The sequence below is a fragment of the Dyella halodurans genome (assembly GCF_026283925.1).
GTDB lineage: Bacteria > Pseudomonadota > Gammaproteobacteria > Xanthomonadales > Rhodanobacteraceae > Dyella > Dyella halodurans.
In genome coordinates this window covers 61,305-85,740 of the sequence record NZ_JAPDPF010000009.1, presented here as the reverse complement: position 1 = coordinate 85,740, position 24,436 = coordinate 61,305, and the positions used below count along the sequence as shown (strand labels likewise).

The window sequence follows — 24,436 nt, the reverse complement described above, 5'->3', positions numbered from 1 at the left end:
AATGAAGAATGTGTCGTTACAAGCGCGGGCGCTTAGACGGTGTTCACGCACATCAGCGGGAGGTGCTGGCCTCGCGAACGGGGATGGCGATGCTGCACAGGTCGACCTTGCCGGCCGGGAATTGGTAGAAGTCGTCGTGGCGATTGCGTTTGGCTTCGACCAGGGCGGCAAAGGTGGCGCTGTCGGTGCGCAGCACTTCGACCTTGGTACGCTGCGCCTCGGGCAGGTCGGACATCAAGCGCGCCGAGCTTATCGTCACATGCTGCGATGGCTGTTCGTAGAAACCCAGCGGACCGGTGCCGCGCGGCAGGCCTGACAGGAACTCCATGCCTTGCAGCACACGACCGACCACGGCGAGGTTGCGATCCAGTCCACGCGGCGCCTGGCCAATCACCGCATACAACTCGCTGCCGCTGCCACTCTGCGGATCGTTGTCGCGTCCCACGCCCACCATGCCGTAGCAGTGGGTCAGCCACTCCTGTCCGGTCGCCTTGTTGCGCGCCACCGGAAAGCCTTCGGAGAAGCCCACTTCCGGCGCATAGACGTCGCCATCGGGCAGGGCAGTGAACGGGAGCTTGGCATCGAACGGGCGGGTGTATTCGGGCGGCAAAGTGGACCTGGCCGAGCCCAGCGACTTGAGCTTGCTGTTGTTGCCGTTGTCGTCACTGGCGGGATCGCCCCACTGGGTGACGAAGTTGTCGTGCACGCGAACGATGGCGAGGTTGTCGTAATAGTGCTCGTGCGCCATGGTGCGGATATTGGCGACATGCAGCGGCGTGAAATCCGGCGCCAGCTCGATCACCACCTTGCCTTGCGGCAGCTGCATCACCAGCAGGTTCTGCGGATCGGGTACGCGCCATTCCTGCGGCTTCGACTTCGCCAGCAGTTCCTTGGCGCTGGGCGTATGCGCCGGCGTGGCCTCGTCCGCCGCCACGTTGACGGCGAACGCGGCGATGGCGAGCGCAAGGGCAAGCGCGAGAGGGTGACGCTGCGGCATGGAGATCCCCCGGGACGGAAAGATCGCAAGTTAGCAGAGTCGGCCGCCGGTGAGGCCCTAGAAGCCGAGGTCCGATAGCGACGGGTGGTCGTCGGGGCGACGCCCGTGTGGCCAGTGGTATTTCCGCGCCTCGGCCGCGATCGGCGCATCGTTGATGCTGGCGATGCGTCGACTCATCAAGCCGGAGTCTTCGAACTCCCAGTTCTCGTTGCCGTAGCTGCGATACCACTGCCCGCTGTCGTCGTGCCATTCATAGGCGAAGCGGACGGCGATGCGGTTTTCCCGGAACGCCCAGAGTTCCTTGATCAGGCGATAGTCGAGCTCGCGTTGCCACTTGAGCGTAAGAAACGCCTCGATGCTTTCACGGCCTTGCAGGAACTGGCTGCGGTTGCGCCAGTGGCTGTCCGGCGTATAGGCCTGGGCCACCTGCGCTGGGTTGCGGGTATTCCATGCATCTTCCGCCAGGCGCACTTTCTGGGTGGCGCTTTCGAGCGTGAACGGGGGGAGTGGTGGTCGGCTCATGCGGGTGCCTCTTGGGTAAGGGCTGGCCACGCGGGAGTTAGTGGCCGCTGATGCGGGCGTGACCTCGGACCAGTCTATATCCGTTTGGGCCGCTGCCCACGGCCACGGCAGGCAGGCCGTACGCGCAGACGGGCAAAGCCGGCGCGGCTTCTCTACAATGCCGCCCCCGTTTTGTGCGCCCGGTAGTACCCATGGATATCGTCGTTAACGAAGAACTGAAGGCCTATATCGACCCGCTGACGGCGGACGAGCACGAGGCGCTGGAGCGCAGCCTGCTGGCCGAAGGCTGCCGCGATGCGCTGGTGCTGTGGGGCGATGTCCTGGTGGACGGACACAATCGCTATGGCATCTGCCGCAAGCACGATCTGCCGTTCCAGACCGTGCAGAACACGCGTTTCCAGTCCATGGACGATGTGCATTTGTGGATGATCGAGCAGCATCTGGGGCGGCGTAGCGTGTCCGATTTCCAGCGTGGCGTGCTGGCCTTGCGCAAGCGGGAAATCCTGGCGGAGCGTCAGTCACGCGTGCAGGAGGCGCGGGCGCCAACGGCAAGCGACGAGGCGGAAGCTGCGACAGACGAAGCCACCTCCGACGCATCCCCTGCGCTTGCCGCGCCGCCTGCGCCGTTGCCGAGTCGCCAGGCGATCGCGCGTGAGGCGCGCCTGAGCAACAGTCAGGTGGTATTGATCGAGAAGATCCAGAAGCAGGCCGCCCCTGAAGTGGTGGCCGCGGTGAAGTCGGGCACGCTGTCGATCAATGCGGCGGCGGCGGTCGCCAGCCTGCCCGAGGACGAGCAGCGCGCCGCCGCCATCGGCGGCAGCGATGAGCTGAAACAAGCGGCCAAGCGCGTGCGCGATGCACGTCGCAAGCCACCGAAGGAGCCGGCCACGCAGGACGCGGCGGAGGAGGCCGACCCAGGCGAGCTGGCGATGTTGCGCCGGCGTGTGGCCGAGCTGACTTCGGAAAACGAGGCCTTGCGCAGGCAGTTGTCGTTGCTGCAGGGCGACGTTGCTTAAACCCCAGGCGTGGGGGCTCAACGCAGGTGCCTGCGCTGAGCCCTCACTCTCCTGGGGCTTGAACCGCGCCTTCCATCCTTTCCCACGCCGTGCCGGCCTATGCCGGCACGGACGCTTGCTGCTGGCGCGGGTCTTTGCGCCACGTCACCGGACTCCGTCCCTGCTGGCATGTGCAGAGGGAAGTCCGCGCTCTGGTGGTTAGCGACTCGCCCCAATGTGCTGACAGGCGCAGGTCTTGGCACCCCTGGCTTTGGCCAGGAAGAGGCACGCGCGAACGCAAAATATTGCGCTTCACAATGGCATAACTGATGCTGATAATGACAACCATTCTTATTTGCAGTTGTTGTCTCGCTACTTTCGCACTGGCTGGCAGAGCAGGCGAGGGGTGACCCCGAACGTCTTATCGACACATCGAAACCACACATGCCGAACCTGCGAACCCATCCCCTGCATGCAGCCCTGGCCGCCGCCCTCGTTCTGCCCCTCTCGGCCTGGGCGCAGTCGACCACGCCGCCGGATCCGGCGGGTTCGGACAACGCGACGAAGACACTGGGTGCCGTCCACGTCACCGGCAGCGTCATCGGCAACAGCTACGACACCGATGCCTCGTCGATTGGCGCCAAGGTGCCGACCGCGCTGCGCGATATTCCGCAGTCGGTGGTGGTGATCAATCGCGACCTGCTCAATGCGCAGGGCGCCACCTCGCTGGCCGATGCGCTACGCAACGTGCCGGGCATCACCATCACCGCGGCCGAAGGCGGCACCATCGGCGACAACATCAATCTGCGCGGCTTCAGCGCGCGCACGGACATCTACCTCGACGGCTTTCGTGATCGTGGCCAGTACTACCGCGATACCTTCGATCTTGCCGCGGTCGAGGTGTTGAAGGGGCCGTCCTCGATGCTGTTCGGGCGTGGCTCGACCGGTGGCGTGATCAACCAGGTCAGCAAGGTGCCGGAGCTGCAGCCGTTGGACGAAATATCGGCCACCGTCGGCAGCCAGGACCACTATCGGCTAAGCGGCGACTTCAACACGCCGCTCTCGGCGACCTCCGCGGCGCGCCTGAACGTCTTTGCGCAGGACATCCATTCCACGCGCGACGTGGTTTCCAATCACGACGGTGGCATCGCGCCCTCGTTGCGCTTCGGCATCGGCACGCCCACCGAGATCACCTTGTCAGCGCTGATCCAGCGCAATATCGATCAGCCCGACTACGGCCTGCCGCCGGTCAATGGTCGTCCCGCCGCGGTCAGCCACGCCAATTACTACGGCTTCACCACCGACCGCACCACGCAGACAATCAACGCGTTCAGCGCGCGCCTGGATCACCATTTCAACGACGACCTGCAGTTGCGCAGCCAGTTGCAGTACAGCACCTATAAAGTGGACGCGCGCGAGACGGCGCCGAACTCGGTGGTGACCAATACCGGCGTGACGCTCAACAAAACCGCCGGCAATCCCACCGACCTGCCTTTGCAGGACTTGCTGGTGCAGCTGGCCAGCCATGATCGCGTGATCCACGACCGCTCGTTCGACAGCCAGACCGACCTGATGGCGAACTTCGATACCGGCAGCGTGCATCATGAGCTCATCACCGGCCTCGAGCTGGGCCACGACAACTACGACAACCAGGGCTATACGCGCAACAACCTGCCGCTGGTGTCGCTGCTCGATCCGGGCGTGCAGGCCCAGCCGGCCAATGTCACCACCAGCCTCGGCAACCATGCGCTGGGCAGCGCCGATACGGTCGGCCTGTACGCAAACGACACGGTGCATTTCAACGAACAGTGGCAGCTGGTGGCGGGCCTGCGTCGCGACCGCTTCGCTGCCGACCTTACCAACACCGTCTCGCTGCCGGCCAACGCCGATCAGACCGTCTACTTCACCAGCGTGCGCAGCGGCCTGATCTTCCAGCCCACCCACGAACAGTCGTACTACGTTTCCTACGGCACCTCGTTCGACCCGTCGCTGGAAACGCTCACCGTCACCAATGGCACGCAGGCGTTGCAGCCGGAGAAGAACCGTTCCTACGAGGCGGGCGGCAAATGGGATTTTGTCGATGACCGCCTGCTGCTGAATGCGGCTGCGTTCCAGGTGACCAAGACCAATGCCCGCACCCAGACTTCAACCGGCGAATACGAACTCGAAGGCACCGTGCGCGTGCGCGGCTTCGAGCTGGGTGCCACCGGCCGGGTGACCGAGCAGTGGCAGATCTTCTCGGGCTATACGCACCTCAATTCGGACATCGTCAAGGCGTTGGACGGTACCCAGGGCAACGTGCTGGCCAATACGCCGCGCAACAGCGGTACGGTCTGGAACACCTACAATGTCTCCAAGCATTGGGAGGTGGGGGGCGGCGCGACCTATCAGTCGCTGCGCTATGCGGCCAACAACAACCTGGTCAGCGTGGGCGGCTATACGCGTTGGGACGCCACCGTCGCGTACCATCAGCCGAAGTACGATATTCGCCTGAACATGCTCAACTTCACCGACAAGAAGTATTTCGTCGGGGTCATCCAGTCCGACGGCGGCCGCTCGATCCCAGGCCTGGGCGCCACCGAACTGCTGACCGTGACGTATCGGCTTTGATCGCAAGGGAGCGATGGCCATGCTGGTAGTGATTCCAGGCGTCCTCGATGGCGAACAGCTGAAGCTGTTCCGGCAGCGGCTGGACAGCGCCGAGGCGCCCTGGGTGGATGGGCGCGCCACCGCCGGCCACCAGGGCGCCCAGGTCAAGCGCAACCTGCAGCTTGCCGAAGACACGCCGATGGCCAGGGAGTTGGGCGGCATCGTGCTGGCCGTGCTGGAACGGCATCCGTTGTTCATCAGTGCGACCTTGCCTCAGCGGGTGTACCCGCCGATGTTCAATCGCTACGAAGGCGGCATGCACTTTGGCAGCCATGTCGACGGGTCGGTGCGCCTGGTGCCGGGTAGCCAGGACAGGCTGCGCACCGATCTCTCGGCCACGCTGTTCCTGGCCGATCCGCAAAGCTACGACGGCGGCGAATTGCAGATCGAGGATGTCTACGGCACGCAGTCGGTCAAGCTCGCCGCAGGCGACATGATCGTTTACCCGGCCAGCAGCCTGCACCAGGTGACGCCGGTGACGCGGGGCGCGCGCCTGGCCTGTTTCTTCTGGGTGCAAAGCATGGTGCGCAATAACGAGCAGCGTGCCTTGCTGTTCGACCTGGATCGCAGCATTCAGCGGCTCAACGCCACCGATGGCGATCCCGCCGCACGGGTGGAACTGACCGGCTGCTATCACAACCTGATGCGCATGTGGTCGGACGTGGCCTAGCCGAGCGATGGCCGCCGGCCGCCGCCGTCATCTCCGCGATGGCGGAGATGACGGCCTGCACCGCTTACTTCGAGATCAGCAGCAGCAAGGACTGGCCGCACTGGCTATAGGTAGTGCCGGCACCGCCGATAGCGGCCTCGTTGCCGGGCGTGACGAAGGTGTTCGCACCGTCGTTCCAGTTGCATGTATCGGTCACGCGATACCAGCTCGTGCCTGAGGGCGGCGCCGGCAAGGTGAAGGTGACGCTGCCGGACCAGCCGTTATAGGCGATGTACATCGAGTTGGCGTCGCCAAGCGAGGGCCCGTTGATGGTGTAGGCGATCGCATAGTTGCTGGTGTTGCTCCAGTAGCTGCTGGTGGCGACGGCGCCGCTCGGTTGGTACCACACCACCTGGCTGCTGCTGTACCAGCTGGCCGGGCGCAGGGCAGGGTGCGCCTTGCGGAACGCGATCAAGCGCTGGGCGAAGTTGTAGAAGTTCGACTGGTCGGTGGTCCAGCTGTAGTTGAGCCAGTTCGCGCTCGAGTCGAGGTTGTAGGCGTTGTTGTTGCACTGGAGCGTGCGCAGGTGTTCGTCGCCGCCCTGCATCAACGGGGTTCCCGCAGACAGCATTTCGAAGGCCATGCCCGTGCGCGCCGCACGCCGCTGGTCCAGCGCCGTGCCCGTGCCGGCCGACATGCCCTGGTCCCAACTGTAGTTCGTGCTGGTGCCGCCGTCGGACGGGCCGTAGGGCCAGGCCTGGGCGTTGCTGGCGCCATTGCAGGCATAGACGTCGTTGAGCGTCATGCCATCGTGCACATCGATGAAGTTCGTCGAATTCCACGGCGAACGGCCGCTGGCCTGGAACAGGTTGGAGGAGCCGGAGAAGTTCGTCGCATCCTGGCCGATCGAGATCGTCATATTGCCCAGTTCGTTCTGCGCCTGGCGGAAGCTGTCACGGAACACGCCGTTCCATTCCGACCAGCCCACCGGAAAACTACCAAGCTGGTAGGAGTTGCCGCCGATCGCCCATGGCTCGGCGAACAGGTCCAGGCCCGTGCCGCCCGCTGCCGGGCGCACGGTGAACTCGCGCAGGATGCGATTGATCGCCACGTTCGAATCCGCGGCGTCGAAGTTGTAACCGCCATTCGGGCAATTCGGCGCGGCGGCCACCGCGCTGCCGTTCAAGCAGCTATTGCCGAGCACCGAGGCGAGATCGAAACGATAGCCGTCGACGCCCATGGTGTTCGCCCAATAAGCGAGCGAATCGACGATCAGGTTCTGCGCGACGGTGTTGTAGGTGTTGAAATTCGCGCCGACGCCGGTGTTGTCGTAGAAATACTGGTTGCCCGAGGTGAGCTCGTAGTAAGTGGTGTTGTCGAGACCGCGCCACGAGTAGATGGTGGCCGTAGTGGGGTCGCTGCTGGTCCAGGTGCCGCCTTCGGCGGTGTGGTTGTAGACCACGTCCATGTAGACCTTGATGCCGGCATTGTGGAACGCCTGCACCATCGCCTGGAACTCCGCCGTGGGGCCGCCAGGCGCCTTGTTGTACGCATAGTGGCGGTCGGGGGCGAAGTAGTCCTCGGTCATATAGCCCCAGTAGTTCTGGTTCGCATCCGAGTTCGCCACCACGTCGTTCGCGTCATTCTGGGTTTCCTGCACGGGCAGGAACTCCACCGCGGTGACGCCGAGGCTGGCCAGATAACTCGCCTTGAGGCCGGCGCCGTAATACGTGCCCTGGTAAGCGGTGGGAATGCTCGGATCCTGCTTGGTGAAGCCGCGTACGTTCACCTCATAGATGACATCGTCTTTCTGCGCGCGCGTCGGCTTGGTGCCGGTGCTCTGTCCGCTCGGCGCCAGCACGATGCCCTTGGGTGCATAGGTGCCGCTGTCGATATTGCGGTAGCTGGCGCCGGAGGCGAACACATTGCCGTTCTGGTTCGAGGTGTTCAGCGGGTCCTGGCTGACTTCCAGCGCGTAGGGATCCAGCAGCAGCTTATTCGGATTGAAGCGATTGCCGTTGGCGTCCACATCGGAAACGAAGCCCGCCTGCGAGCCCTTGCCCCAGCTTGCGTTGTACGGCCAGTTCGGGCCCCAGGCGCGATAGCCGTAGTAAACCGATCCGGTGATGCCGGCGGCCTGGATGGCGGACACCGGCACGGTGACGGACCACACGCCGTTGCCGGCCGGGCTGAGCACATAGGTCGTCGATTCCTGCGCACCGTAACCGCTCGCATAGAGATACAGCACGATACGCGTGGCTTGCGAGGAATAGACCTGGAACGTGATGCTGGTCTTCTGCGCGTTATAGCTGGCGCCAAGTCCCATGCTGTTGATGGCCGCGCGTGCGGGCATCATCGGTGCGATGGCGAGGCTTGCGCCTACCAACAAGGCGGCGAGTATCTTCGAGCACTTCATGCGGGTCTGCCTCCATCCTGCTTCGTTGATGATCAGGTGCCACAGAGTCGACGTGCGGGTGCGCAGTCCATGGCGCAGGGATGTTGGGTGCAACGAGCTGCCGTGGCCTTCGCGACACGAAGGCCAGCGTCCTTGGAGCGCTGCCTGATCCGGAACCAGCCGGGCAGCGGAGTGTGCGTCGCATCGTAGGTAGCATCGCAATGCAGCAACCAGCGTCTGCATACGTATTCATTGCGCCGGCGATCACATGGCGTCACCTTCCTTGGCCAGTGCACGGGCAGCCAGGCGCGCAAGGGCGCGCGGACGTGGGTGGGGTGGTGCGCGCAAAGAGGCGTCATCGCAGGTAAGGCTCGACTCGTTTGCCGCGGCGACGCCGGCATGGCACCCTCATTGGCCCCACTTGCGGACATCCGGACGTCCGCGCTATTCAGGAGTACCCATGCCACGAGCCATCGTTGCCCTAGCGCTTGCCGCGAGCGTGTCCGCCGCGGCGCTTGCCGCTGCGCCTTCCAGCCAGCAGCCCGGTCTCGCACAGATACGCGAGAGCGACCTGCGAGCCGACATCGGCTTTCTTGCCTCTGATGCGTTGCAGGGACGGCTATCGCTGCAGCCCGGCGACGATGCTGCCGCCCAGTGGGTCGCGTCGGAGTTCGCCAAGGCCGGGCTCAAGCCCATTGCCACCGATGCGCAAGGACATCCCAGCTATCTGCTGGCCGTGCCGCTGGTGGAATATCGGCCCGATGCCGAGGCCACCCGGCTCACCTTGAAGCGTGCAGGGAAGAACACGGACTGGAAGAATCCCGACGTGTCGGGTGCCTACCCTGAGGATCGCGATGTCGACGCACCGGTAGTGTTTGCCGGCTACGGCATTACCGCGCCGGAACTGGGTTACGACGATTACGCCGGTCTCGACGTCAAGGGCAAGGTGGTGGTGGTGTTCGATCACGAGCCGCAGGAGACGGATGCCCATTCGATCTTCAATGGCACCGGCAACACGCGTTATGCCACGGGTTACGTCAAGGTGCTCAACGCGCAGGAACATGGCGCCGTTGCCGTGTTGATCGCGCCGGAGCCGAACCACAACCATCCCTCGGCGCAGGAGATCCGCGCGCGCATCGGCCATCACGCCGAGCACGCCGCGAATCCGATTCCCTCGCAGGCGCTGGTGGATAACCCGCTGCATATACCGAGCATGCTGATTTCGGCCGACGTCTCCAGCGAGCTGCTGGCAACCAGCGGAAGCACGCCCGTCGCCTTGCAAAACGCCATCGACCAGGACCTCAAGTCGCACTCGATGGCCTTGCCGGATACGGCCATCAACCTGCACCTGCACAACAGCGCGCGTCGCGAGGCGACGACGTGGAACGTGGTGGGCATGGTCGAGGGGAGTGATCCCAAGCTGGCGCCGGAAACGATCATCATCAGCGCGCATCACGACCACGATGGCGAGAGTGACGGCAAGATCTGGCACGGCGCCGATGACAACGCATCGGGCACGGTCGGCGTGGTGACCCTGGCGCGGACGTTTGCCGCGAATCCGCTCAAGCCCAGGCGCTCGATCCTGTTCGCGGTGTTTGCGGCGGAGGAGCGTGGCCTGCTCGGCGCCTACTATCTGGCGGCGCATCCGCTGCGTCCGCTGGATACCACGCGGGCGATGATCAATTTCGACATGATTGGTCGCGATGAAAAGCCCAGTCCGCAGACCGACGGCTTGATCCAGGTGCCGGCCGATACCAGCAACCGCCTCAACCTGATTGGCGCGGCGTACAGCCCCGACTACCAGCGCACCGTGGCCAAACAGAACGAGCAGGTCGGCCTGGTGCTGGACGATCGCTTCGACCACGAATACGCACTCAACGTGTTCTTCCGTTCCGATCAGTTTCCGTTCGTGCTGCACAACGTGCCGGCGTTCTGGTGGTTCACCGGCTTCCATCCGGATTACCACCATCCCAGCGATACCGCCGACAAGATCGACTATCCGAAGATGGCGAAGATCCTCAAGCTCGCCTATCTCAGCGCTTGGCAATTCGCCGACGGGTCCACGCCGCCTCGCTTCGTCTCCCATCCCGGCGGACAGAAGGCCAACTAAACGGCCCATGGTGGCCAGCGCGGGCGCGAAGACCATCGCGTCCGCGCCTTGCGCGCATCCCCATCGAGCGGTGGTCTACATGCAGGCCAGTGCGGGCCCAGCACGCGGCCCGGCTTCCTCGTCGCCGCAACCACTGCCTTGGCTTCGCCGTGCCCGCTCCAGCGCTGCTGTTGCGCAGCGCCCGAGTGCGGGTGTAGCTTGACCTAGCAATCTCTTCGTTTGGTGTAGCCCGCCCCGCTTGAGAGTGACACCGGCGCTCCCTGGTTGTCGTTCGTACCGGCCTTCTGGCACACGAATTCGCGAGGAGAATTCCATGTATCGCTTGATCAGCAAATGTCTGTTCATTGGCCTGGCCCTGGCTGCGCCGATGGTGGTGGCGCAGGGTGGCGCATCGACGAAGGAGCCCGGCCGCGCGGTGATTTCGCTCTATCGCGTCGCACCAGGCAAGCACGTGGCGTTTCTCAAATGGATGGCCGAACGGGATGCCCTCGATCAGCAGCTGGGCTTGCCACGCGCGCAATGGTACGCGCATTTTCAGGGCGATTCCTGGGACTACCTCGCCATCGCTCCGGATCTGACCGACGCGCAACAGAAGAAAGAGGACGACGCAGCCAAGGCCAAAGGGCTGGCTGTCGGCTTGAAGGCATCGCTCGAATTTCGCGAATTCATCGCGTCGCATACGGACACCGTGTCGATCGGGCCATTGACGGCCAGCGACCTGGCGGCCAGGGCGAGCAATCCCTGAGGTACATGGCACGGTTGGGGAGGGCGAGGCCTCCCCAATCATGGGCAGCTCGGTGCGAAACGGTGAGCCGGGGAGGCGTTGGCGACGTGCCTGTGAAAGACTCGTCGTTTGCGCTCCCCATGCAGGTTGATCATGGCCACCATCAAAGCCTTTCCTCACGCAGACTTTCTCAGCCAGCTGGAGCATCTCGGCGAGGGCGAACCCTTGCTGGCGACCCCGTCGCTGCCGCCGGCCCTGAGTGGCATGCTGCTGGCTGCGGATGGTACGGGTTCGCCGACCAAGGCCGCCGGCTGCCTGATCCAGCTGTTGAAGGCGCAGAAGGCGGTGTGGCAGGCATCGCTCGATAGCGAGTTGGTGGCTGCCGAGCTGCGTCGTTACCAGAAATTCGCCAAGCCCGGCCAACCATCACCCCACATCGTCCAGCTGCGACAGCGGCAGGCGGCGGCTCGACAGGCTTCCAGCGTGTCGAGGCAGGCGTTCATCAAGGCCGCCATGGCGTTTGTGCGAGAGGCCGGTGTCGAGGTTCCGCCGCGCGTGGCGCTGGAGGCGTTCATTGCCAGCTGGATCGAGGCGAATATTCCCGTCGATCCCGTCGTCGCTGCATCGGTCATCCAGACTGATCACTAGCGTTTGAGGCTGCGCGATCAGGATGTCGCTGTGGCCCGCAGCAGCGCTCTGGTTCAAACGCCCATGCTGGCGAGCCTCTGCGCTGGGCGTTCGCGCCGCGAGCTCCGGGCACCCGCCCTTGCGACGCGCACCTCGAAAGCAAACGGCGCTACAAGCGAGGCGCACTGGCTGGCACAGGCAGCACGCGAACGCATGATGACCCGCCCTAGTTTCTGATCCTGGTGATTTTTTGGCCTTGCACGCCCGCGCCGGCCATCAGCCCGCGTTGCCCGAAAATGAATACGTACACATCCGAGCTAAGCGTCTGGGTCGTCGCCGTCTTGGCCAGGCCCTGGTCGACCACGACGATGCTGGGCCCCACGCCGACCGACCAGCCATCGCTCTTGTCGAGGTAGGCGATCGCGTCGTTGGTGGTGAAGAACATCACTTGCGCGAACGACTGCGCGCCTGCCTGAAATCCAAACGAGGCCGCCGAGAGGTTGAACGTGCCCACCACCTTGCCACCCTCGATCAGTACCCCGTCACCCCCTTGTCCGCCGACCATGAAGCCGGCCTTGAGGATATTCGGGAAGACCAGGATGGCCTTGGATTTCTTGGCGAACTCCTTGGCCTTTGGCTCCGATGCGTACAGTGAATTCAATGCGGCAAAACTGTCGTTCCTCAGCTTCGCATCTTTCGCCTGGTCCTTGGACGAAGCCTGGGGCGCGCCGAGCAAGGGCGATGCAGCAATGGAAGAGGAGGCCGCCACCATGAAAAGGATAGGGACCAAGGCAGCAAATTTGATTTGCTTGAACATGGCGTCGACTTCCTCTGGGCGAAAGATCGGTGAAGGAGCGTGGCAACCTGACGATTGACCGGTGGCCGCTGGAGAATGGCGCGTCCGTCCATCTGCAGTCGCCCGGATGGGACGCAGGCCGGACGGGCAAGCGCATGCCAGCGCGCCTCGCTGCAAAGTAGAAACCCGTGGAGTCCCGAGCACCAGCGAAAAAGTACCTGCCCGCACTACGTAGTTTTGCGGAGAACAGGCGCGCCGCGTCGAGGCGGAGAGAGGGGCGGCGCGGCTCAGACCGCCATTAATTGATGTTCCGGCGGAACGCGGACCTCGTCGCCCGCCGTTGCACGCGTGCGCGCAAGCCATTCCAGCCATTCGCTGAGCACGATGAGGGTCCAGATCGCACGGGCGTGGTCGTTGGAACGCGAGCAATGTTCCGTCATCAGTGCCTGCGCTGCATCGGTATCGATGCCGGCGCCGGCGAGCGCGCGACTGGCCAGTCGTGACCTCGCCCAGTTGTACAACGGGCCGCGAAGCCATTGCGAGAGCGGTACGGAAAGGCCACGCTTGCGCTGGGTGACGGCGGAGCGGGGCAGGTAGCGCTGGGCGTAGTCCTTGAGGAAGACCTTGGTGGTGAGGCCGTGGACGCGGGCGTCCAGCGGCAAGGTTGCGGCAAACTCGATCACCGTCTGATCGAGGAATGGCGCTCTGATCTCCACGCCATGACACATGCCGCCGCGGTCCGCCTTGGCCATCAAGGCATCGGGCAGCGAATGTCCGAAGTCATAGTTCTGCAGGGCATCGACGACGGCGCCGAGGTCGTGGTCGGTGAAGTCGATAGGCGGCTCAACACCAAGGCGACGCAGCCAGTCGGGCGAAATACTGGCGGTCCAAAGCAGGTGGCGGGTCAGGCCATCGAGCTCCTGGCCCCGCACAAAGCGCTTCAGCAGGAACGAGACGGTGACCTTCTTGTCGCTGACCGGCAGTCGTTCGACCAGGCGCTGGATGCCCGCTCGCACGACGCCGGGCAGCCGCGCGTAGCGGCTGGCCAGGTGCGCGCCCAGGTAGGTGGGATAACCGCCGAACAACTCATCCGCACCTTCACCAGCGAGCAGGACACGCACGTCCTGGGCTGCTCGTCGGCACACCAGTGCCAGCGGCAGCCACGCCGGGTCGGCCAGGGGTTCGCCCGTGGTCGAGACCAGATGGCGAATGCCATCCGGCACATCGTTGGGGGAAACGGTTACCGGCACGAAGTCGCAACCGAGGTGGGCGGCCATATGCGCGGCATGGCCGCCTTCGTCGAACGACGCCTCGGCGAAGCGGATGCAGTAGGCAGAGAGTTTCTTGTCCGGGCGCAGGCTGCGCGCAACCGCCGTCATCAGGGCGGAGTCGACGCCGCCGCTTAGCAGAACGCCGTAGTCGACATCGATATCGCTTTGTCGCCGCACGGCGTTTCGAAAGATCTGGTCGAAGGCTTCCTGGCTGGGCGCGGACTGCCTGGCGACGCCAATCGGCGAAGTCCAATAGCGCGCATATCGCGTGCCTGCCGGTTCGATGACGATCATTTCACCGGGGCGGACCTTGCGATGATCTTCCAACAGGCTGCGTGGCGACGGGCAGTAGCCCGAGCGCAGGTAGTGGGCCAGCGAGGCGGGATCGAGCTGGGCGTTGGCGCCCTGGGCAGCCACCAGGGCCGCCAGCTCCGAGGCGAAATACACGGCGCTGTCGGAGGTCGAGTAGTAGAGATGGCGTTCGCCGGCGCGGTCCCTGGCGAGAATCAGCCGCTGATTCCGCGCATCCCACAAGGCGATGGCGAACACCCCTTGCAAGTGCTCGAGGAAGGCGAGGCCCTTTTCCAGATAAAGCGGTGCAATAACGGCTACGTCGGTGCTCTGGGGGATGACGTGCCCGCATTGCTCGAGCATGTGCCGCAGTTCGCGGTGATTGTCGATCTCGCCGTTGCAGGCCACGACGACGCCGTCCGCATGTTCGATCAACGGCGGCTGCTGCTGGTCGACACCACGGATCGCCAGGCGGTTGACGGCCATGACCAGGTCGCGACTCGAGAACACCGCGTTTCCATTCGGACCACGATGCGCCATCGCCCGAAGCATGGCGCGGGTCCTCGACTCCATCGCGGGAGTCGATTCGCCCATGCTTCGATTCAAAATGCCGCCGATTCCGCACATCGTTGAGAATTCTCGAGCAAATGAAGTGAAGTGGAGATCAGCCCTGGACCCGCAGCAACGGGTTGCCGCGCCATGTGCCGAGCGGGTCCATGGCCTGTACCTGGCAGCTGGCCAGGGCAGGTTGGACGGTCGAGGCATCAATCGTGTGATCGACGATCACCAGCGCGTGGCGCTGGTCGCGTATCGCCGAGCAGAGCGATGCCGCCCCCTCGGGTGCACGCCAGGCGACGCCATACACCGGCTTGTTCAGATACAGGCGCAGCCCCCACGGCGTCTGTTCCTCGATCGCATACATCGCGTCCGTATTGACGATGACGATGACGGCGGCGACGTCCTGCAGCGGAGCCATGGCGGCGATTTCGCGCGCCGCCTGGCGATTGTCCTCCGCCGGATGCATGGAATAAGCCGCCACACCCTTGGCCGCCACCAGCGCGATCACCCATAGGCACAGCACCACGCGTTGGCGCGGTACCTGCAGGTCGAGGCTGTCGCGAAGCTGAAGTGCTGCCAGCAGCGCCAGCGGCAGAAACAGCGGCAGCACGTAAAGCGGGAGTCGTGACTGCGAAAGACAGAACACCGCGAAAGGAACCAAAAACCACAGCAGCAGGAACGGTTCGATAGCGTGCTCGCGATACCAGTCGCTCCACTGGGTCTGGGAAATGCCGGAACGCACGGCGCGAGTCAGGGCGGGCCACCATGGCAGTGAGCCGAGGATCAGCACCGGGAGATAGACCACGGCCCAACCGAAGATACCCGGATGCCGGCGATGCACCGCGGTAAAGATGCGGCCATACACCTCCTGATGCAGGAAATAGTGCAGCAGCCAGGGATAGCGCCAGGCAGCGAGCAGGTACCAGGTAAAGCCGACCAGCAGAAATGCCGCGATGCCAGCGAGCGTGAACAGGCGACCCATGCCCCGCCAGCCATCACGGCTGGCGGCGTAGATCAGGATGGCAAGCAGGGGCAGCAGCCCTGGCGGGCCCTTGGTGAGGAAGGCCAGGCCAAAGCCCAGCCACATCACGGTCACGCCCTGGCGTCGATCGCGTTCGTTGTCGAACACGATCGAACGTATGAAGCCAAGGACGGCCAAGCCTTCAAACAGCGTTAGAAATACATCGGTGCTGATGATGTTGGCGGTAAAGAACGGGAACAGCGTGCAGCCATAGATCAGGCCCGGCAACCACGGCTTCCCCGGCACCAGCCGTTTCCCCATGGCATAGAGCACCCACATGGTCAGCACGAAGGAGACGGCGTAAGGGGCTCGCGCCGCCCAGGTGTTTCGGCCAAAGACCTGCAGCGATGCTGCAATGACCCAATAGGTGAGCGGTGGTTTCGAGAAGTTCAGCTCGCTGGGGCTGTAGGCGGGTGCGAGATAGTTGCCCGAATCGAGCATCTGCAGCGCGGCGCCCACGTAACGGCCTTCGTCAGGGCTCCAAAGCCCCCGCGTGCCCTGGAAGGCGAAACCGAGTACCAGCCCAAGCAAGATCAGCCACAGCAGGGGCCGCTGTCGCGAACTCCCGGTCAGGCCTCGCCAGCCGCCTTCATTGAGCACACTTTGGGGCATGTTCGGATTCCTTGAGGCAAGGCGTAGCGCAGTGGCCATGGGAAGGTCAGTGCCGCGCCTGGCGCGTTCTGAGCATGTGCAGGTTGCGCAGGAATACGAGCAAGGTCACGGTCTCTCCGATGATGAAAACCGGCTCCCGCCGATGGATGGCGTAGCTGAGAATGATCGTCCCGCCCGCGACACTCAGGTACCAGAACGCACCGGGTATGACGCTTTTGCCGCGCGCCTCGCTATACAGCCACTGTACGAGAAATCGGGCGCCGAAGAGCGCCTGGCCCACCAGTCCCGCGGCAATCCACAATGATTGGCTGTCGATATGCATCAGTTCAGGGCCTCATGGCGTTGCTGCCGGTTTTCGCGCAGGCGCAGCTGAAGATTCCTCAGGTAGATGAGAACGCCTCCCGTTTGTCCAACAATGAACACGGGGTCCTGCTTGTGGATGGCATAGCCAAGCAGCGTGGCGCCGCCAACAATGCTGGCGTACCAGAAGATCATGGGTATGGCGCTCTGGCGCTTGATCTCGCTGTAGATCCACTGCAGCAGGAAGCGCGCGGAAAAGATGGTCTGCCCGGTCAATCCAACGACCAGCCAGTGGCTGCTAGAGCCTTCCATACACACCTCCCCGAGCAGGGCCAGGGGGGCAGGCCATCAAGGCACCATTCGGCGCCGAAGCTCTCGCGACTGGCGCGACGTCGACGACGTGGATCTTCGCCAGACCTTCACGGGGAGATAAAAGTGCTACAGCAATGAACCGTCGAGTAGCGGAAACACGTTCTGGCATGGTGGCTATCGCGACCGGTTGGGAGTTGTCAGAGCATAGCGAGGCCAAGGGGCTTTTTGGGCAACGCACGCAACAATAATTGCTCGCCGCGCCACCGGGCCGAGGCGCGGGTGGACAGGGTCGCAGGCGCTATCGAGCTAAGGCAAAACTAAGCCTGAGTGAGGTAGGCCGGAGTTAACTTCGCCATCACGTACTCGGGCGTATGCAGGAGACAGACTCTTGGAGACGCCCATGAAAAAGCTTGCGATCAGTGCGTTCGCCTTGGCGCTTGCCACGGCTCTTGCCGGCCAGGCCCAGGCACAGAGCAGTGCGTCTCCGAATACGCGCGTCGTTTGTGAAGACGTGCAGGTGAGGCAGACGAATACCAATGATCCCAACCGTATTACTGGCACGGCCATCGGCGCCGTGGCGGGTGGCGTCGTCGGCAATCAGATTGGCGGCGGCCGGGGCAGGACCCTGGCGACGGTGGGCGGCGCTGTGGCCGGTGGCGTCGTCGGCAATCAGGTGCAGCGGAACAACCAGAACAATAACGCGACGGTTACAACGGAACGCCGTTGTCGTGAGGTGCAGCAATGATGAGCCGCTCATCGTGGACCTTGTCCTGAGCAGGTCGCGCTGCTGCTCTTGACGGAAGCGCTGCGGTGAGCGGAGAACGGACGTCCAAACGCATCGACGACGCACCTGCACTAAGCGTGGCAAGGAGACCTCACACACAGTTGGCGCAAGCGAACATCGGCGTGCTGCGGCCGATGCGCTCGCCTTCGATCAGCGAACCCCAGCTCCCCGCGCATGGCATCGTTATCGATTAACCTTGCTGGCTCCCCCAGGACGACGGAAAGCCAAACATGCAACATCCTGACGCGCTCACCAAGGGCATCGATCACGTCGGTTTGACCGTGGCCGACCTTGAACTCTCTCGCCGCTTCTTCGTGGATTGCCTTGGTTGGACCGTCGTTGGCGAGAATCCTGCTTATCCAGCCGTGTTCGTATCCGACGGGACCAGCCGCCTGACCCTCTGGCAAGTCGACGCATCCGAAGGCTATACGGCGTTCGATCGGCGGAGAAACATTGGGCTGCATCACGTCGCCTTGAAGGCCCCGAGTGAGGAGGCGCTTGGCGAGCTTTTTGCGCGCGTATCGGCCTGGCCAGGCGTGGTGGCCGAGTTTGCTCCCGAACCGGTGGGCAAGGGGCCGAGGGTTCACTGCATGGTGCGCGAACCCGGCGGAGTACGCGTGGAATTTGTCTACACCCCGTCGGCATGACGGGTCGTGTGGCGCGAAGTTGGGGCGAGCGCAGGCACTCTGATGAACTCGAAGCGATTCTTTCGATTGGCGGAATACTGATTGCCGCTGGGCAGGTCTTTCGTTGCGCGACGGGCCCAGCGTACATTGCGTTGCGCTCTCGCAAGCTCGGTTCCGGGAGGATAGTCGCCCACGGGAGACGAGTCGTGCGACCTGAGCGAGTCAGGTTGGACAGCAGGTGATACTGAGAGTCGGCGCAAGTGGGCGGATGGATGAGTGCTCGCGCCGAAGTGGCAATGGTTGCTGGGCACTCAGTCGTCAACACGGTTCTTCGGGCATGCCGCCTGGTTATCTTCGAGACGGCTTGGCGGCAGTACGGCAGGAGTGAAAGCTAATGGCGACTCGCGTCCCTTCGTCTCTACTCGGTCTGCTCGGCATCAAGCTGCCGATCATCCAGGCCCCGATGGCAGGCGTTTCCTCGCCCGCCATGGCCGCCGCGGTGAGCAACGCCGGTGGCCTCGGTTCGCTTGGCCTGGGCGCCATGACGGCGGACCAGGCGCGTCAGGCGATCAGGGCATTTCGCCGGCTGAGTGACGGGCCGCTCAATGTGAATCTCTTTGTCCATCGCCCGGCACAGGCCGACGCGGCCAAGCAGGCCGCCTGGCTACGGCGACTGGGCCCCGAATTCGAAGGGGTAGGCGCGTCGCCCCCGTCGGTGCTGAAGGAGATCTACACATCCTTCCTGGTCGATGAGGACATGCTTGCCATGCTGCTCGAAGAACGGCCGCACGTGGTGAGCTTCCATTTTGGCTTGCCCAGGCCGGACCAGATCGCCGCCTTGCATGGCGCTGGCATCGTGCTGCTGGCGACGGCCACCCAAGTTCAAGAAGCGCGGTCTATTGAAGACGCAGGCATCGATGTCGTCGTGGCCCAGGGTTATGAGGCGGGCGGACACCGAGGTGTATTCGATCCTGACGCGGAGGACCCTCGTTTGGGTACGCTTGCGTTGACCCGGCTGCTGACGCAAAGCGTGCACGTCCCGGTGATTGCGGCCGGCGGCATCATGGATGGCGCCGGCATTGCCGCCGTGCTCGCGCTGGGCGCCAGCGCCGCGCAACTGGGCACCGCGTTTGTGGCCACCGACGAGTCGCTGGCGGATGCGGGCTATCGAAAGACCCTGGCGAGTGAGGCCGCTTATGCGACGGTGATGACGCGGGTGATTTCAGGGCGGCCCGCGCGGAGCCTGGCCAATCGTTTCACACGCTTTGGCGCGGGCGTGGCCGACGATGTCGTTCCCGCTTACCCGATCACCTACGACGCCGGCAAGGCGCTGAACGCCGCTGGGCGCGCGGCGGGCGATGCCGGTTATGGCGCGCATTGGGCGGGCCAGGCTGCGCCGTTGGCGCGTTCCATGTCCTCGCAGGTGCTCATGCAGACGCTCGAGGGCGAACTGGACCGCGCCCTGGCCTGAACGGGTGCACGCGGCTGCCGTGAAGAAGGCGTCACTCCGGCCCGATGCACGACGGCTGCGCTGGGCTCGCCACGCCGCCAGTGCGCCTGGTGACTCTCGTTTCCACCCTGGAGGCCACCTTGGCCATACTCACGATCGACCTGCGTAGCTGGCGATCCGACGAACGCTTGCCGGCGCTTGCTGCCGGCTTGATCGACGCAGTCAGCAAGCTCACCGGCGAGCCACGCGACCAGGTCGTGTTGATCATCCACGATGGTGCCGGTCATCACCTCGTGGAGAACAACGATCATCTCGCCGCTGTCCCGGACATTCGGTCGGACGCCTGAGCGCCGGGCAAATCCCCGTGTAGTCAAGATTACCTTCCGTCCGGGCGCTCGCAACGGGAGGCTGGCCGGTGCCATGCCATGGACGGGGTGCCGTGGCCGGGTTTGTCAGCATGCCGGTTCGCGAGCACGATACGTCGAACTTCAGGGAGTCGGCCATGGCTAGGCGAATTTGCAGGGCCGTAGGACACTTTCCAGGCTCCGTTCTCCATCGCGCACCCGCTAGGAATGTATATGGATCGCATAGATGCCATGAAAGTCTTCGTCGCGGCGTTGGATGAAGGGAGTCTCGCAGGCGCCAGTCGCAAGACCGGGCGATCGCCGGCAGCGGTGAGCAGGGCGATTGCCTTTCTTGAAGATCATGTCGGCGTGCCGCTGCTGCACCGGACGACACGTTCCATCAAGTTGAGCGAGGCGGGCGAGCGCTATGCCACGGCCTGCCGCAAACTGCTGATGGACCTGGAGGAAGCAGACCGCAGCGCGGCGGGCGAGCGTTCCGTGCCTCGTGGAACCTTGACCATCACCGCGACGGTGTTTGCCGGCGTGCAGATTCTTCGGCCCATCGTCGATGCCTTCATGGACGAATACCCCACCGTCAACGTTCGACTGCACATGCTGGAACGTGCAGTGAACCTGATTGACGAAGGCATGGACCTGGCCTTGCGCATCACCCATCTGGCCGATTCGACCCTGGTGGCCCATCGCATTGGTGAAGTGCGTCGGGTGATCGTGGCTTCGCCGCGCTATCTGGCGACGCATCCGCGCATCGAGGAACCCGCTGACCTTGGCAAGCACCAGATCATCGCCATGGCGCATATGGGTCTTGAATCGTGGAGCTTTCCGCCGTTGGAGGGATCGTCGGTGCCTCGTTCCGTGGCCTTAACCCCTCGACTGGTGATCAACAACGTACGCGGCGCCATTGCGTCGGCAGTGGAGGGGCACGGCGTGACGCGGCTGCTCTCCTACCACGTGGCGTCGGAGATCAAGCAGGGTTTGCTGCGCGTCGTGCTCGCCAATGCGGAACCTGCGCCACTTCCCGTTCACATCGTGTCGCCGTATGGACGCTTGTCGGTGCCGAAGGTCCGCGCCTTCGTCGACTTTGCGCTGCCACGCCTGCGTTCGCGTTTCGCTTGCCTGGCGAAGGAGGCGGAGGCGCCAACCGAAGTACCGATTCCACCGCGCCGCGGAAGAATGTCTGCCGACTAGCAGGGATTCGCTAATGCGCCCCGCACGCCTAGATTAGACCCATCGGAGCGACAAGCCCGATAGACATCAGGTCGAAATTCCCCCTATCTAGGAATGCACAGTATGAACAGCCAACAGAAAGTCGCCATCGTTACTGGCGCGTCGCAGGGCATCGGTGCTGCGATGGTCAAGGCCTTTCGCGATCGCAACTACCGCGTCGTTGCGAACTCCCGCTCGATCAAGCCGTCCAGCGATCCCGACGTGATCACGGTGGCCGGCGATATCGCTGACCGCGCCGTGGCCCAGCGCATCGTGACGGAAGCGCTGTCGCGCTTCGGCCGCATCGATACCCTGGTCAACAACGCGGGCATCTTTGTCGCCAAGCCGTTCACGGACTATACGGTTGAAGACTACGCAAACGTGTTGTCGGTGAACCTTACCGGTTTCTTCCACATCAGCCAGCTCGCGCTGGCGGAGATGGAGAAGCAGGGCAGCGGCCACATCGTCAACATCAGCACGAGCCTGGTCGACCACGCGATCGATGGCGTGCCGTCGGTGCTGGCTTCGCTGACCAAGGGCGGCCTCAACGCGGCCACCAAGTCGATGGCCATCGAGTACGCCAAGCGCGGCATCCGCGTGAATGCCGTGTCGCCGGGCATCATCAAGAGCCCGATGCATGCGCCAGAGACGCACGGTGTGCTCGCGGGCCTGCACCCGGTGGGTCGCATGGGCGAGATGTCCGACATCACCGACGCCGTGATCTATCTCGACTCGGCGGGTTTCGTCACCGGTGAGATCCTGCACGTTGACGGTGGCCAGAGCGCCGGCCACTAAGGACTAGCGGGGTGGGCAGGGTGTCCACCCCCTTTTCTCGAGGAAACAGTCATGCCTTTCGTGAACATCAAAATTACCCGCGAGGGTTCAGCACCTGGCCTTAGCGCTGCCACCGCGGAGCAGAAGGCTGCCTTGATCAAGGGCGTCAGCCAGTTGTTGCTCGACGTGTTGAACAAGCCGCTGGATTCCACCTTTGTCGCCATCGATGAAGTGGAGCTGGAAAACTGGGGCTGGGGTGGTTTGCCGGTCCCCGAATATCGCAAGCAACAACAGTCAAAGCATAAGTAGGCCTGTTGTTTGGGTCCGCGAAACGAGTTGCCGCGAATCGTTGAGTGCGCGTTGCGACTGGGAGGGCAGGTGCCGCGCCGATGGCGACCTTGGCTCGGCTCGATACACCTCAAGCCCGCGGTTCACCGCGTTCCGGTAACGATGCCAGCGGCAAGCCAGTCGGCGAACAGCTGGCCGGCCTTGCCAACGCCGGCTTCTTCGCCCAGGTGATCGACGAGGGCATCACACCAGGTGATGAAACGGTTGTCCTCACGCAGCGACAGTAATGCCTCGTGTTCGATCGTGTCGACAAGCCTGAGGCGGGAGGTGTACCCGTGGCGCCAGACGATAAGGCCGCGCGGCGACGGCAGCATTTCGCTTTCTGGTGGTTGGGCGCCATCCTGAAGCGCAGACCAGATCGCCTCCGCATTGGTCGTGGCGGTGCGCTGGCGCAAGCCGGGATGGAGGCAGATGCGAGCTGTGTCCCAGTCTACGGTCTGCCATTCGTCACTCGACATGGGTGTCACGTCGGCGGCAACGAAGGACTCCGACAGCGCCCATTCGATCCAGGCCAGCTCGTGAAGATCCGGGTTGTGCGGAAATCTCGCCTGCAAGGTCTCGTCGAAGTCGAGGCCATAGGCATCGAGGGTCCAGGCGTGCGGTGGGTGACTGTCGATATGGGCGATCGCCGTCTCTAAAAAAACTTCTTGCCCGAGCCAGGCGCGCAGTTGCGGAAAGCTCGACTCAAGACAGCCGACCAACTGTCCGCGGTAGTTGTTCTGGTAGACGTCCAGGCCTGCCGTGGTGCTGGTGCCAAGCTGGCGTAGCGTGGCTTCGCTGGACGAGCTGACAAGCCAATCGCGGAAGTTGCGTTGCAGCGTGGAAAGGTTCATGCCGCCTCCGATAGCCGCTGCTTGTTCCGCCCGATCTCGCGTGCGATGTCGAGTTCATCGAGCAGTTCGGCCAGCGGAGGGATGGCATCGTCGCGCTCGATCATGGTTGCCACCGGACCGAGCATCGTCGTCGCCTCGGCATACAGCGACCAGACATCGTCACAGACCGCTTGGTCGTGGGTATCGATCAGCAGTCCGGCGCCCTGCGTGTGTCCCGCAAGGTGAATCTGGCGTACGCGTTCAAGCGGCATCCCGCGAAGATAGGCATGCGCATCCAGTCCGTGGTTGCGCGAACTGACGTAGACGTTGTTGATGTCCAGCAGCAGGCCGCAACCGGTGCGGCGCGACATCTCGCCGAGGAATTCCCATTCGGTCATGACCTGTCCCGGGAAGGCGATATAGCTCGACGGGTTCTCGAACAACATCGATCTGCCGAGGGCGTCTTGCGCCGTCGTGATGTTGTTGCAGACGATATCCAGCGCCTCTTCGGTGTAGGGCAGCGGCAGCAGGTCGTGCGAGTTGAAACGATCGATGCGTGACCAGCTCAGATGATCCGACACGAACAGCGGATCCAGCTCATCGACCAGCATCCTCAGGCGACGCAGGTAGTCGTGATCCAGTCCGTCTACAGAACCGATCGACATGGATACGCCATGAAAGGCCACGGGATGACGTTCGCGCACCTGGCGGAGGATATGCCGTGGCTGGCCACCGTCGAGCATGAAGTTTTCCGAGATCACTTCGACAAAGTCGACGGGTACATCGGTTTCGAGGAAGTCGCGGTAATGCTCGCGGCGCAAGCCGAGTCCGTAGCCGGCAAAGGTGGGAATGGTGGTAAGCATGGCAAGTTTCCTGATCGGCTCGGGCGAGGGCTGGACCCGCGTGGCGCGGGTCCAGCGATTCGATCACTTCGGTTCGGTCAGCGTGCCGCCGGCGGCGGTGCACTCGCTTGGCGTCTTCACGACGACGCCCTGGCCCTTGCAGCCGTTGAGGCCCTTGCAATCGTGCTTGGCTGTTGCGCACAGGCTCTGGCCCTTGCACGAATTGACGCCGTAGCAGCGGGCCGGCTCCTGCTTCTGCGACCCTTGGTCGGCGGCGTGCGCCGGTGCGTGCAGCGAGGCGAGTGCGAGGGCGACAGCGGCGGCGGCGGCCGCAAAACCGCTGCGAGACTTGGTGGTGATAGTGGACATGGTGATACTCCTGGGGATGGGTCCGGAGGGACGG

The 24,436-nt window shown here is 63.7% G+C and carries 24 protein-coding genes; 13 read left to right on the top strand and 11 right to left on the bottom strand.

Translation table 11 applies throughout. The features are described 5' to 3' along the window. Nucleotides 1–52: 52 nt before the first annotated feature. Both OUZ49_RS17140 and OUZ49_RS17135 read right to left on the bottom strand, forming a co-directional pair. On the bottom strand, nt 53–997 hold the full coding sequence (locus OUZ49_RS17140; RefSeq protein ID WP_266151824.1) for a peptidylprolyl isomerase: 945 nt from the start codon (nt 995–997) through the stop codon (nt 53–55). 57 nt (nt 998–1,054) lie between these two features. Further along, nucleotides 1,055–1,519, bottom strand: coding sequence for a nuclear transport factor 2 family protein (locus tag OUZ49_RS17135; protein WP_266151823.1), 465 nt, complete (start codon nt 1,517–1,519; stop codon nt 1,055–1,057). Nucleotides 1,520–1,710: 191 nt separating this feature from the next. On the opposite strand from OUZ49_RS17135, the gene OUZ49_RS17130 reads away from it, so the two are divergent. The 3 genes from OUZ49_RS17130 to OUZ49_RS17120 all read left to right on the top strand — a co-directional run bounded on the left by OUZ49_RS17130 (nt 1,711) and on the right by OUZ49_RS17120 (nt 5,833). After that, nucleotides 1,711–2,535 (top strand): ParB N-terminal domain-containing protein, encoded by an 825-nt coding sequence (locus tag OUZ49_RS17130; protein WP_266151822.1) that lies wholly within the window; start codon nt 1,711–1,713, stop codon nt 2,533–2,535. Between the two features lie 423 nt (nt 2,536–2,958). Beyond that, nucleotides 2,959–5,124 carry a TonB-dependent receptor gene (locus tag OUZ49_RS17125; RefSeq protein ID WP_266151821.1) on the top strand — a complete coding sequence of 722 codons (2,166 nt, stop codon included), beginning with the start codon at nt 2,959–2,961 and terminating at the stop codon, nt 5,122–5,124. Between the two features lie 19 nt (nt 5,125–5,143). Continuing rightward, nucleotides 5,144–5,833, top strand: coding sequence for a Fe2+-dependent dioxygenase (locus tag OUZ49_RS17120; protein ID WP_266151820.1), 690 nt, complete (start codon nt 5,144–5,146; stop codon nt 5,831–5,833). 64 nt (nt 5,834–5,897) lie between these two features. Here OUZ49_RS17120 and OUZ49_RS17115 read toward each other — a convergent pair whose 3' ends face one another. Next, nucleotides 5,898–8,228 (bottom strand): isoamylase, encoded by a 2,331-nt coding sequence (locus tag OUZ49_RS17115; RefSeq protein ID WP_266151819.1) that lies wholly within the window; start codon nt 8,226–8,228, stop codon nt 5,898–5,900. Between the two features lie 439 nt (nt 8,229–8,667). On the opposite strand from OUZ49_RS17115, the gene OUZ49_RS17110 reads away from it, so the two are divergent. The 3 genes from OUZ49_RS17110 (at nt 8,668) to OUZ49_RS17100 (ending at nt 11,689) form a co-directional block, all read left to right on the top strand. Continuing rightward, nucleotides 8,668–10,317, top strand: a complete 1,650-nt coding sequence (locus OUZ49_RS17110; protein WP_266151818.1) for a M20/M25/M40 family metallo-hydrolase — start codon at nt 8,668–8,670, stop codon at nt 10,315–10,317. A gap of 313 nt (nt 10,318–10,630) precedes the next feature. Beyond that, nucleotides 10,631–11,062 carry a hypothetical protein gene (locus OUZ49_RS17105; RefSeq protein ID WP_266151817.1) on the top strand — a complete coding sequence of 144 codons (432 nt, stop codon included), beginning with the start codon at nt 10,631–10,633 and terminating at the stop codon, nt 11,060–11,062. A gap of 132 nt (nt 11,063–11,194) precedes the next feature. Then, complete coding sequence (locus tag OUZ49_RS17100; RefSeq protein ID WP_266151816.1) at nt 11,195–11,689, top strand: hypothetical protein; 495 nt, start codon at nt 11,195–11,197, stop codon at nt 11,687–11,689. 205 nt (nt 11,690–11,894) lie between these two features. On the opposite strand, the gene OUZ49_RS17095 is transcribed toward OUZ49_RS17100, so the two are convergent. The 5 genes from OUZ49_RS17095 to OUZ49_RS17075 form a co-directional block, all read right to left on the bottom strand. After that, complete coding sequence (locus tag OUZ49_RS17095) at nt 11,895–12,641, bottom strand: lipid-binding SYLF domain-containing protein (RefSeq protein ID WP_266151815.1); 747 nt, start codon at nt 12,639–12,641, stop codon at nt 11,895–11,897. Nucleotides 12,642–12,751: 110 nt separating this feature from the next. Then, nucleotides 12,752–14,653 (bottom strand): asparagine synthase (glutamine-hydrolyzing), encoded by a 1,902-nt coding sequence (gene asnB, locus OUZ49_RS17090; RefSeq protein WP_266151814.1) that lies wholly within the window; start codon nt 14,651–14,653, stop codon nt 12,752–12,754. Nucleotides 14,654–14,690: 37 nt separating this feature from the next. Further along, on the bottom strand, nt 14,691–16,217 hold the full coding sequence (locus OUZ49_RS17085) for an ArnT family glycosyltransferase (RefSeq protein ID WP_266151813.1): 1,527 nt from the start codon (nt 16,215–16,217) through the stop codon (nt 14,691–14,693). Nucleotides 16,218–16,263: 46 nt separating this feature from the next. Beyond that, entirely contained in the window at nt 16,264–16,539 is a 276-nt protein-coding gene (locus tag OUZ49_RS17080) for a lipid-A-disaccharide synthase N-terminal domain-containing protein (RefSeq protein ID WP_266151812.1), read from the bottom strand. After that, nucleotides 16,539–16,829: a lipid-A-disaccharide synthase N-terminal domain-containing protein gene (locus OUZ49_RS17075; protein ID WP_266151811.1), complete on the bottom strand. Its 291-nt coding sequence runs from the start codon at nt 16,827–16,829 to the stop codon at nt 16,539–16,541. Before OUZ49_RS17075 ends, OUZ49_RS17080 begins: the two co-directional genes overlap by 1 nt. 400 nt (nt 16,830–17,229) lie before the next feature. Between OUZ49_RS17075 and OUZ49_RS17070 the strand changes: the two genes are divergently transcribed. From OUZ49_RS17070 to OUZ49_RS17040, 7 genes are all read left to right on the top strand, one after another. Further along, nucleotides 17,230–17,574, top strand: a complete 345-nt coding sequence (locus OUZ49_RS17070; protein ID WP_266151810.1) for a glycine zipper 2TM domain-containing protein — start codon at nt 17,230–17,232, stop codon at nt 17,572–17,574. A 269-nt stretch (nt 17,575–17,843) separates the two neighbouring features. Continuing rightward, nucleotides 17,844–18,260 carry a VOC family protein gene (locus OUZ49_RS17065; protein ID WP_266151809.1) on the top strand — a complete coding sequence of 139 codons (417 nt, stop codon included), beginning with the start codon at nt 17,844–17,846 and terminating at the stop codon, nt 18,258–18,260. Between the two features lie 373 nt (nt 18,261–18,633). Continuing rightward, entirely contained in the window at nt 18,634–19,710 is a 1,077-nt protein-coding gene (locus tag OUZ49_RS17060) for an NAD(P)H-dependent flavin oxidoreductase (RefSeq protein ID WP_266151808.1), read from the top strand. A gap of 119 nt (nt 19,711–19,829) precedes the next feature. After that, nucleotides 19,830–20,036, top strand: coding sequence for a tautomerase family protein (locus OUZ49_RS17055; protein WP_266151807.1), 207 nt, complete (start codon nt 19,830–19,832; stop codon nt 20,034–20,036). A 231-nt stretch (nt 20,037–20,267) separates the two neighbouring features. Further along, nucleotides 20,268–21,239 carry a LysR family transcriptional regulator gene (locus OUZ49_RS17050; RefSeq protein ID WP_266151806.1) on the top strand — a complete coding sequence of 324 codons (972 nt, stop codon included), beginning with the start codon at nt 20,268–20,270 and terminating at the stop codon, nt 21,237–21,239. A 102-nt stretch (nt 21,240–21,341) separates the two neighbouring features. After that, on the top strand, nt 21,342–22,052 hold the full coding sequence (locus OUZ49_RS17045; RefSeq protein WP_266151805.1) for an SDR family NAD(P)-dependent oxidoreductase: 711 nt from the start codon (nt 21,342–21,344) through the stop codon (nt 22,050–22,052). A 51-nt stretch (nt 22,053–22,103) separates the two neighbouring features. Then, on the top strand, nt 22,104–22,340 hold the full coding sequence (locus OUZ49_RS17040; RefSeq protein WP_266151804.1) for a tautomerase family protein: 237 nt from the start codon (nt 22,104–22,106) through the stop codon (nt 22,338–22,340). 122 nt (nt 22,341–22,462) lie between these two features. Here OUZ49_RS17040 and OUZ49_RS17035 read toward each other — a convergent pair whose 3' ends face one another. From OUZ49_RS17035 to bufA2, 3 genes are all read right to left on the bottom strand, one after another. Further along, nucleotides 22,463–23,212 carry an HvfC/BufC N-terminal domain-containing protein gene (locus OUZ49_RS17035; protein WP_266151803.1) on the bottom strand — a complete coding sequence of 250 codons (750 nt, stop codon included), beginning with the start codon at nt 23,210–23,212 and terminating at the stop codon, nt 22,463–22,465. Then, nucleotides 23,209–24,054 (bottom strand): MNIO family bufferin maturase, encoded by an 846-nt coding sequence (gene bufB / locus OUZ49_RS17030; protein ID WP_266151802.1) that lies wholly within the window; start codon nt 24,052–24,054, stop codon nt 23,209–23,211. The genes OUZ49_RS17035 and bufB overlap by 4 nt, the downstream gene beginning before the upstream one ends. A gap of 63 nt (nt 24,055–24,117) precedes the next feature. Next, nucleotides 24,118–24,402, bottom strand: coding sequence for a BufA2 family periplasmic bufferin-type metallophore (gene bufA2 / locus OUZ49_RS17025; RefSeq protein ID WP_266151801.1), 285 nt, complete (start codon nt 24,400–24,402; stop codon nt 24,118–24,120). Between the last annotated feature and the right edge of the window lie 34 nt (nt 24,403–24,436).

Bases quoted from the DNA above. Each gene is read 5' to 3' on its own strand.
- OUZ49_RS17110 (WP_266151818.1), top strand. From the start codon at position 8,668: ATGCCACGAGCCATCGTTGCCCTAGCGCTTGCCGCGAGCGTGTCCGCC.
- OUZ49_RS17080 (WP_266151812.1), bottom strand. From the start codon at position 16,539: ATGCATATCGACAGCCAATCATTGTGGATTGCCGCGGGACTGGTGGGC.
- OUZ49_RS17135 (WP_266151823.1), bottom strand. From the start codon at position 1,519: ATGAGCCGACCACCACTCCCCCCGTTCACGCTCGAAAGCGCCACCCAG.
- OUZ49_RS17140 (WP_266151824.1), bottom strand. From the start codon at position 997: ATGCCGCAGCGTCACCCTCTCGCGCTTGCCCTTGCGCTCGCCATCGCC.
- OUZ49_RS17130 (WP_266151822.1), top strand. From the start codon at position 1,711: ATGGATATCGTCGTTAACGAAGAACTGAAGGCCTATATCGACCCGCTG.
- OUZ49_RS17040 (WP_266151804.1), top strand. From the start codon at position 22,104: ATGCCTTTCGTGAACATCAAAATTACCCGCGAGGGTTCAGCACCTGGC.
- OUZ49_RS17060 (WP_266151808.1), top strand. From the start codon at position 18,634: ATGGCGACTCGCGTCCCTTCGTCTCTACTCGGTCTGCTCGGCATCAAG.
- OUZ49_RS17115 (WP_266151819.1), bottom strand. From the start codon at position 8,228: ATGAAGTGCTCGAAGATACTCGCCGCCTTGTTGGTAGGCGCAAGCCTC.
- OUZ49_RS17050 (WP_266151806.1), top strand. From the start codon at position 20,268: ATGGATCGCATAGATGCCATGAAAGTCTTCGTCGCGGCGTTGGATGAA.
- OUZ49_RS17085 (WP_266151813.1), bottom strand. From the start codon at position 16,217: ATGCCCCAAAGTGTGCTCAATGAAGGCGGCTGGCGAGGCCTGACCGGG.
- OUZ49_RS17070 (WP_266151810.1), top strand. From the start codon at position 17,230: ATGAAAAAGCTTGCGATCAGTGCGTTCGCCTTGGCGCTTGCCACGGCT.
- OUZ49_RS17120 (WP_266151820.1), top strand. From the start codon at position 5,144: ATGCTGGTAGTGATTCCAGGCGTCCTCGATGGCGAACAGCTGAAGCTG.
- bufB (WP_266151802.1), bottom strand. From the start codon at position 24,054: ATGCTTACCACCATTCCCACCTTTGCCGGCTACGGACTCGGCTTGCGC.
- OUZ49_RS17045 (WP_266151805.1), top strand. From the start codon at position 21,342: ATGAACAGCCAACAGAAAGTCGCCATCGTTACTGGCGCGTCGCAGGGC.
- OUZ49_RS17065 (WP_266151809.1), top strand. From the start codon at position 17,844: ATGCAACATCCTGACGCGCTCACCAAGGGCATCGATCACGTCGGTTTG.
- OUZ49_RS17105 (WP_266151817.1), top strand. From the start codon at position 10,631: ATGTATCGCTTGATCAGCAAATGTCTGTTCATTGGCCTGGCCCTGGCT.
- OUZ49_RS17125 (WP_266151821.1), top strand. From the start codon at position 2,959: ATGCCGAACCTGCGAACCCATCCCCTGCATGCAGCCCTGGCCGCCGCC.
- OUZ49_RS17035 (WP_266151803.1), bottom strand. From the start codon at position 23,212: ATGAACCTTTCCACGCTGCAACGCAACTTCCGCGATTGGCTTGTCAGC.
- bufA2 (WP_266151801.1), bottom strand. From the start codon at position 24,402: ATGTCCACTATCACCACCAAGTCTCGCAGCGGTTTTGCGGCCGCCGCC.
- asnB (WP_266151814.1), bottom strand. From the start codon at position 14,653: ATGTGCGGAATCGGCGGCATTTTGAATCGAAGCATGGGCGAATCGACT.
- OUZ49_RS17075 (WP_266151811.1), bottom strand. From the start codon at position 16,829: ATGGAAGGCTCTAGCAGCCACTGGCTGGTCGTTGGATTGACCGGGCAG.
- OUZ49_RS17100 (WP_266151816.1), top strand. From the start codon at position 11,195: ATGGCCACCATCAAAGCCTTTCCTCACGCAGACTTTCTCAGCCAGCTG.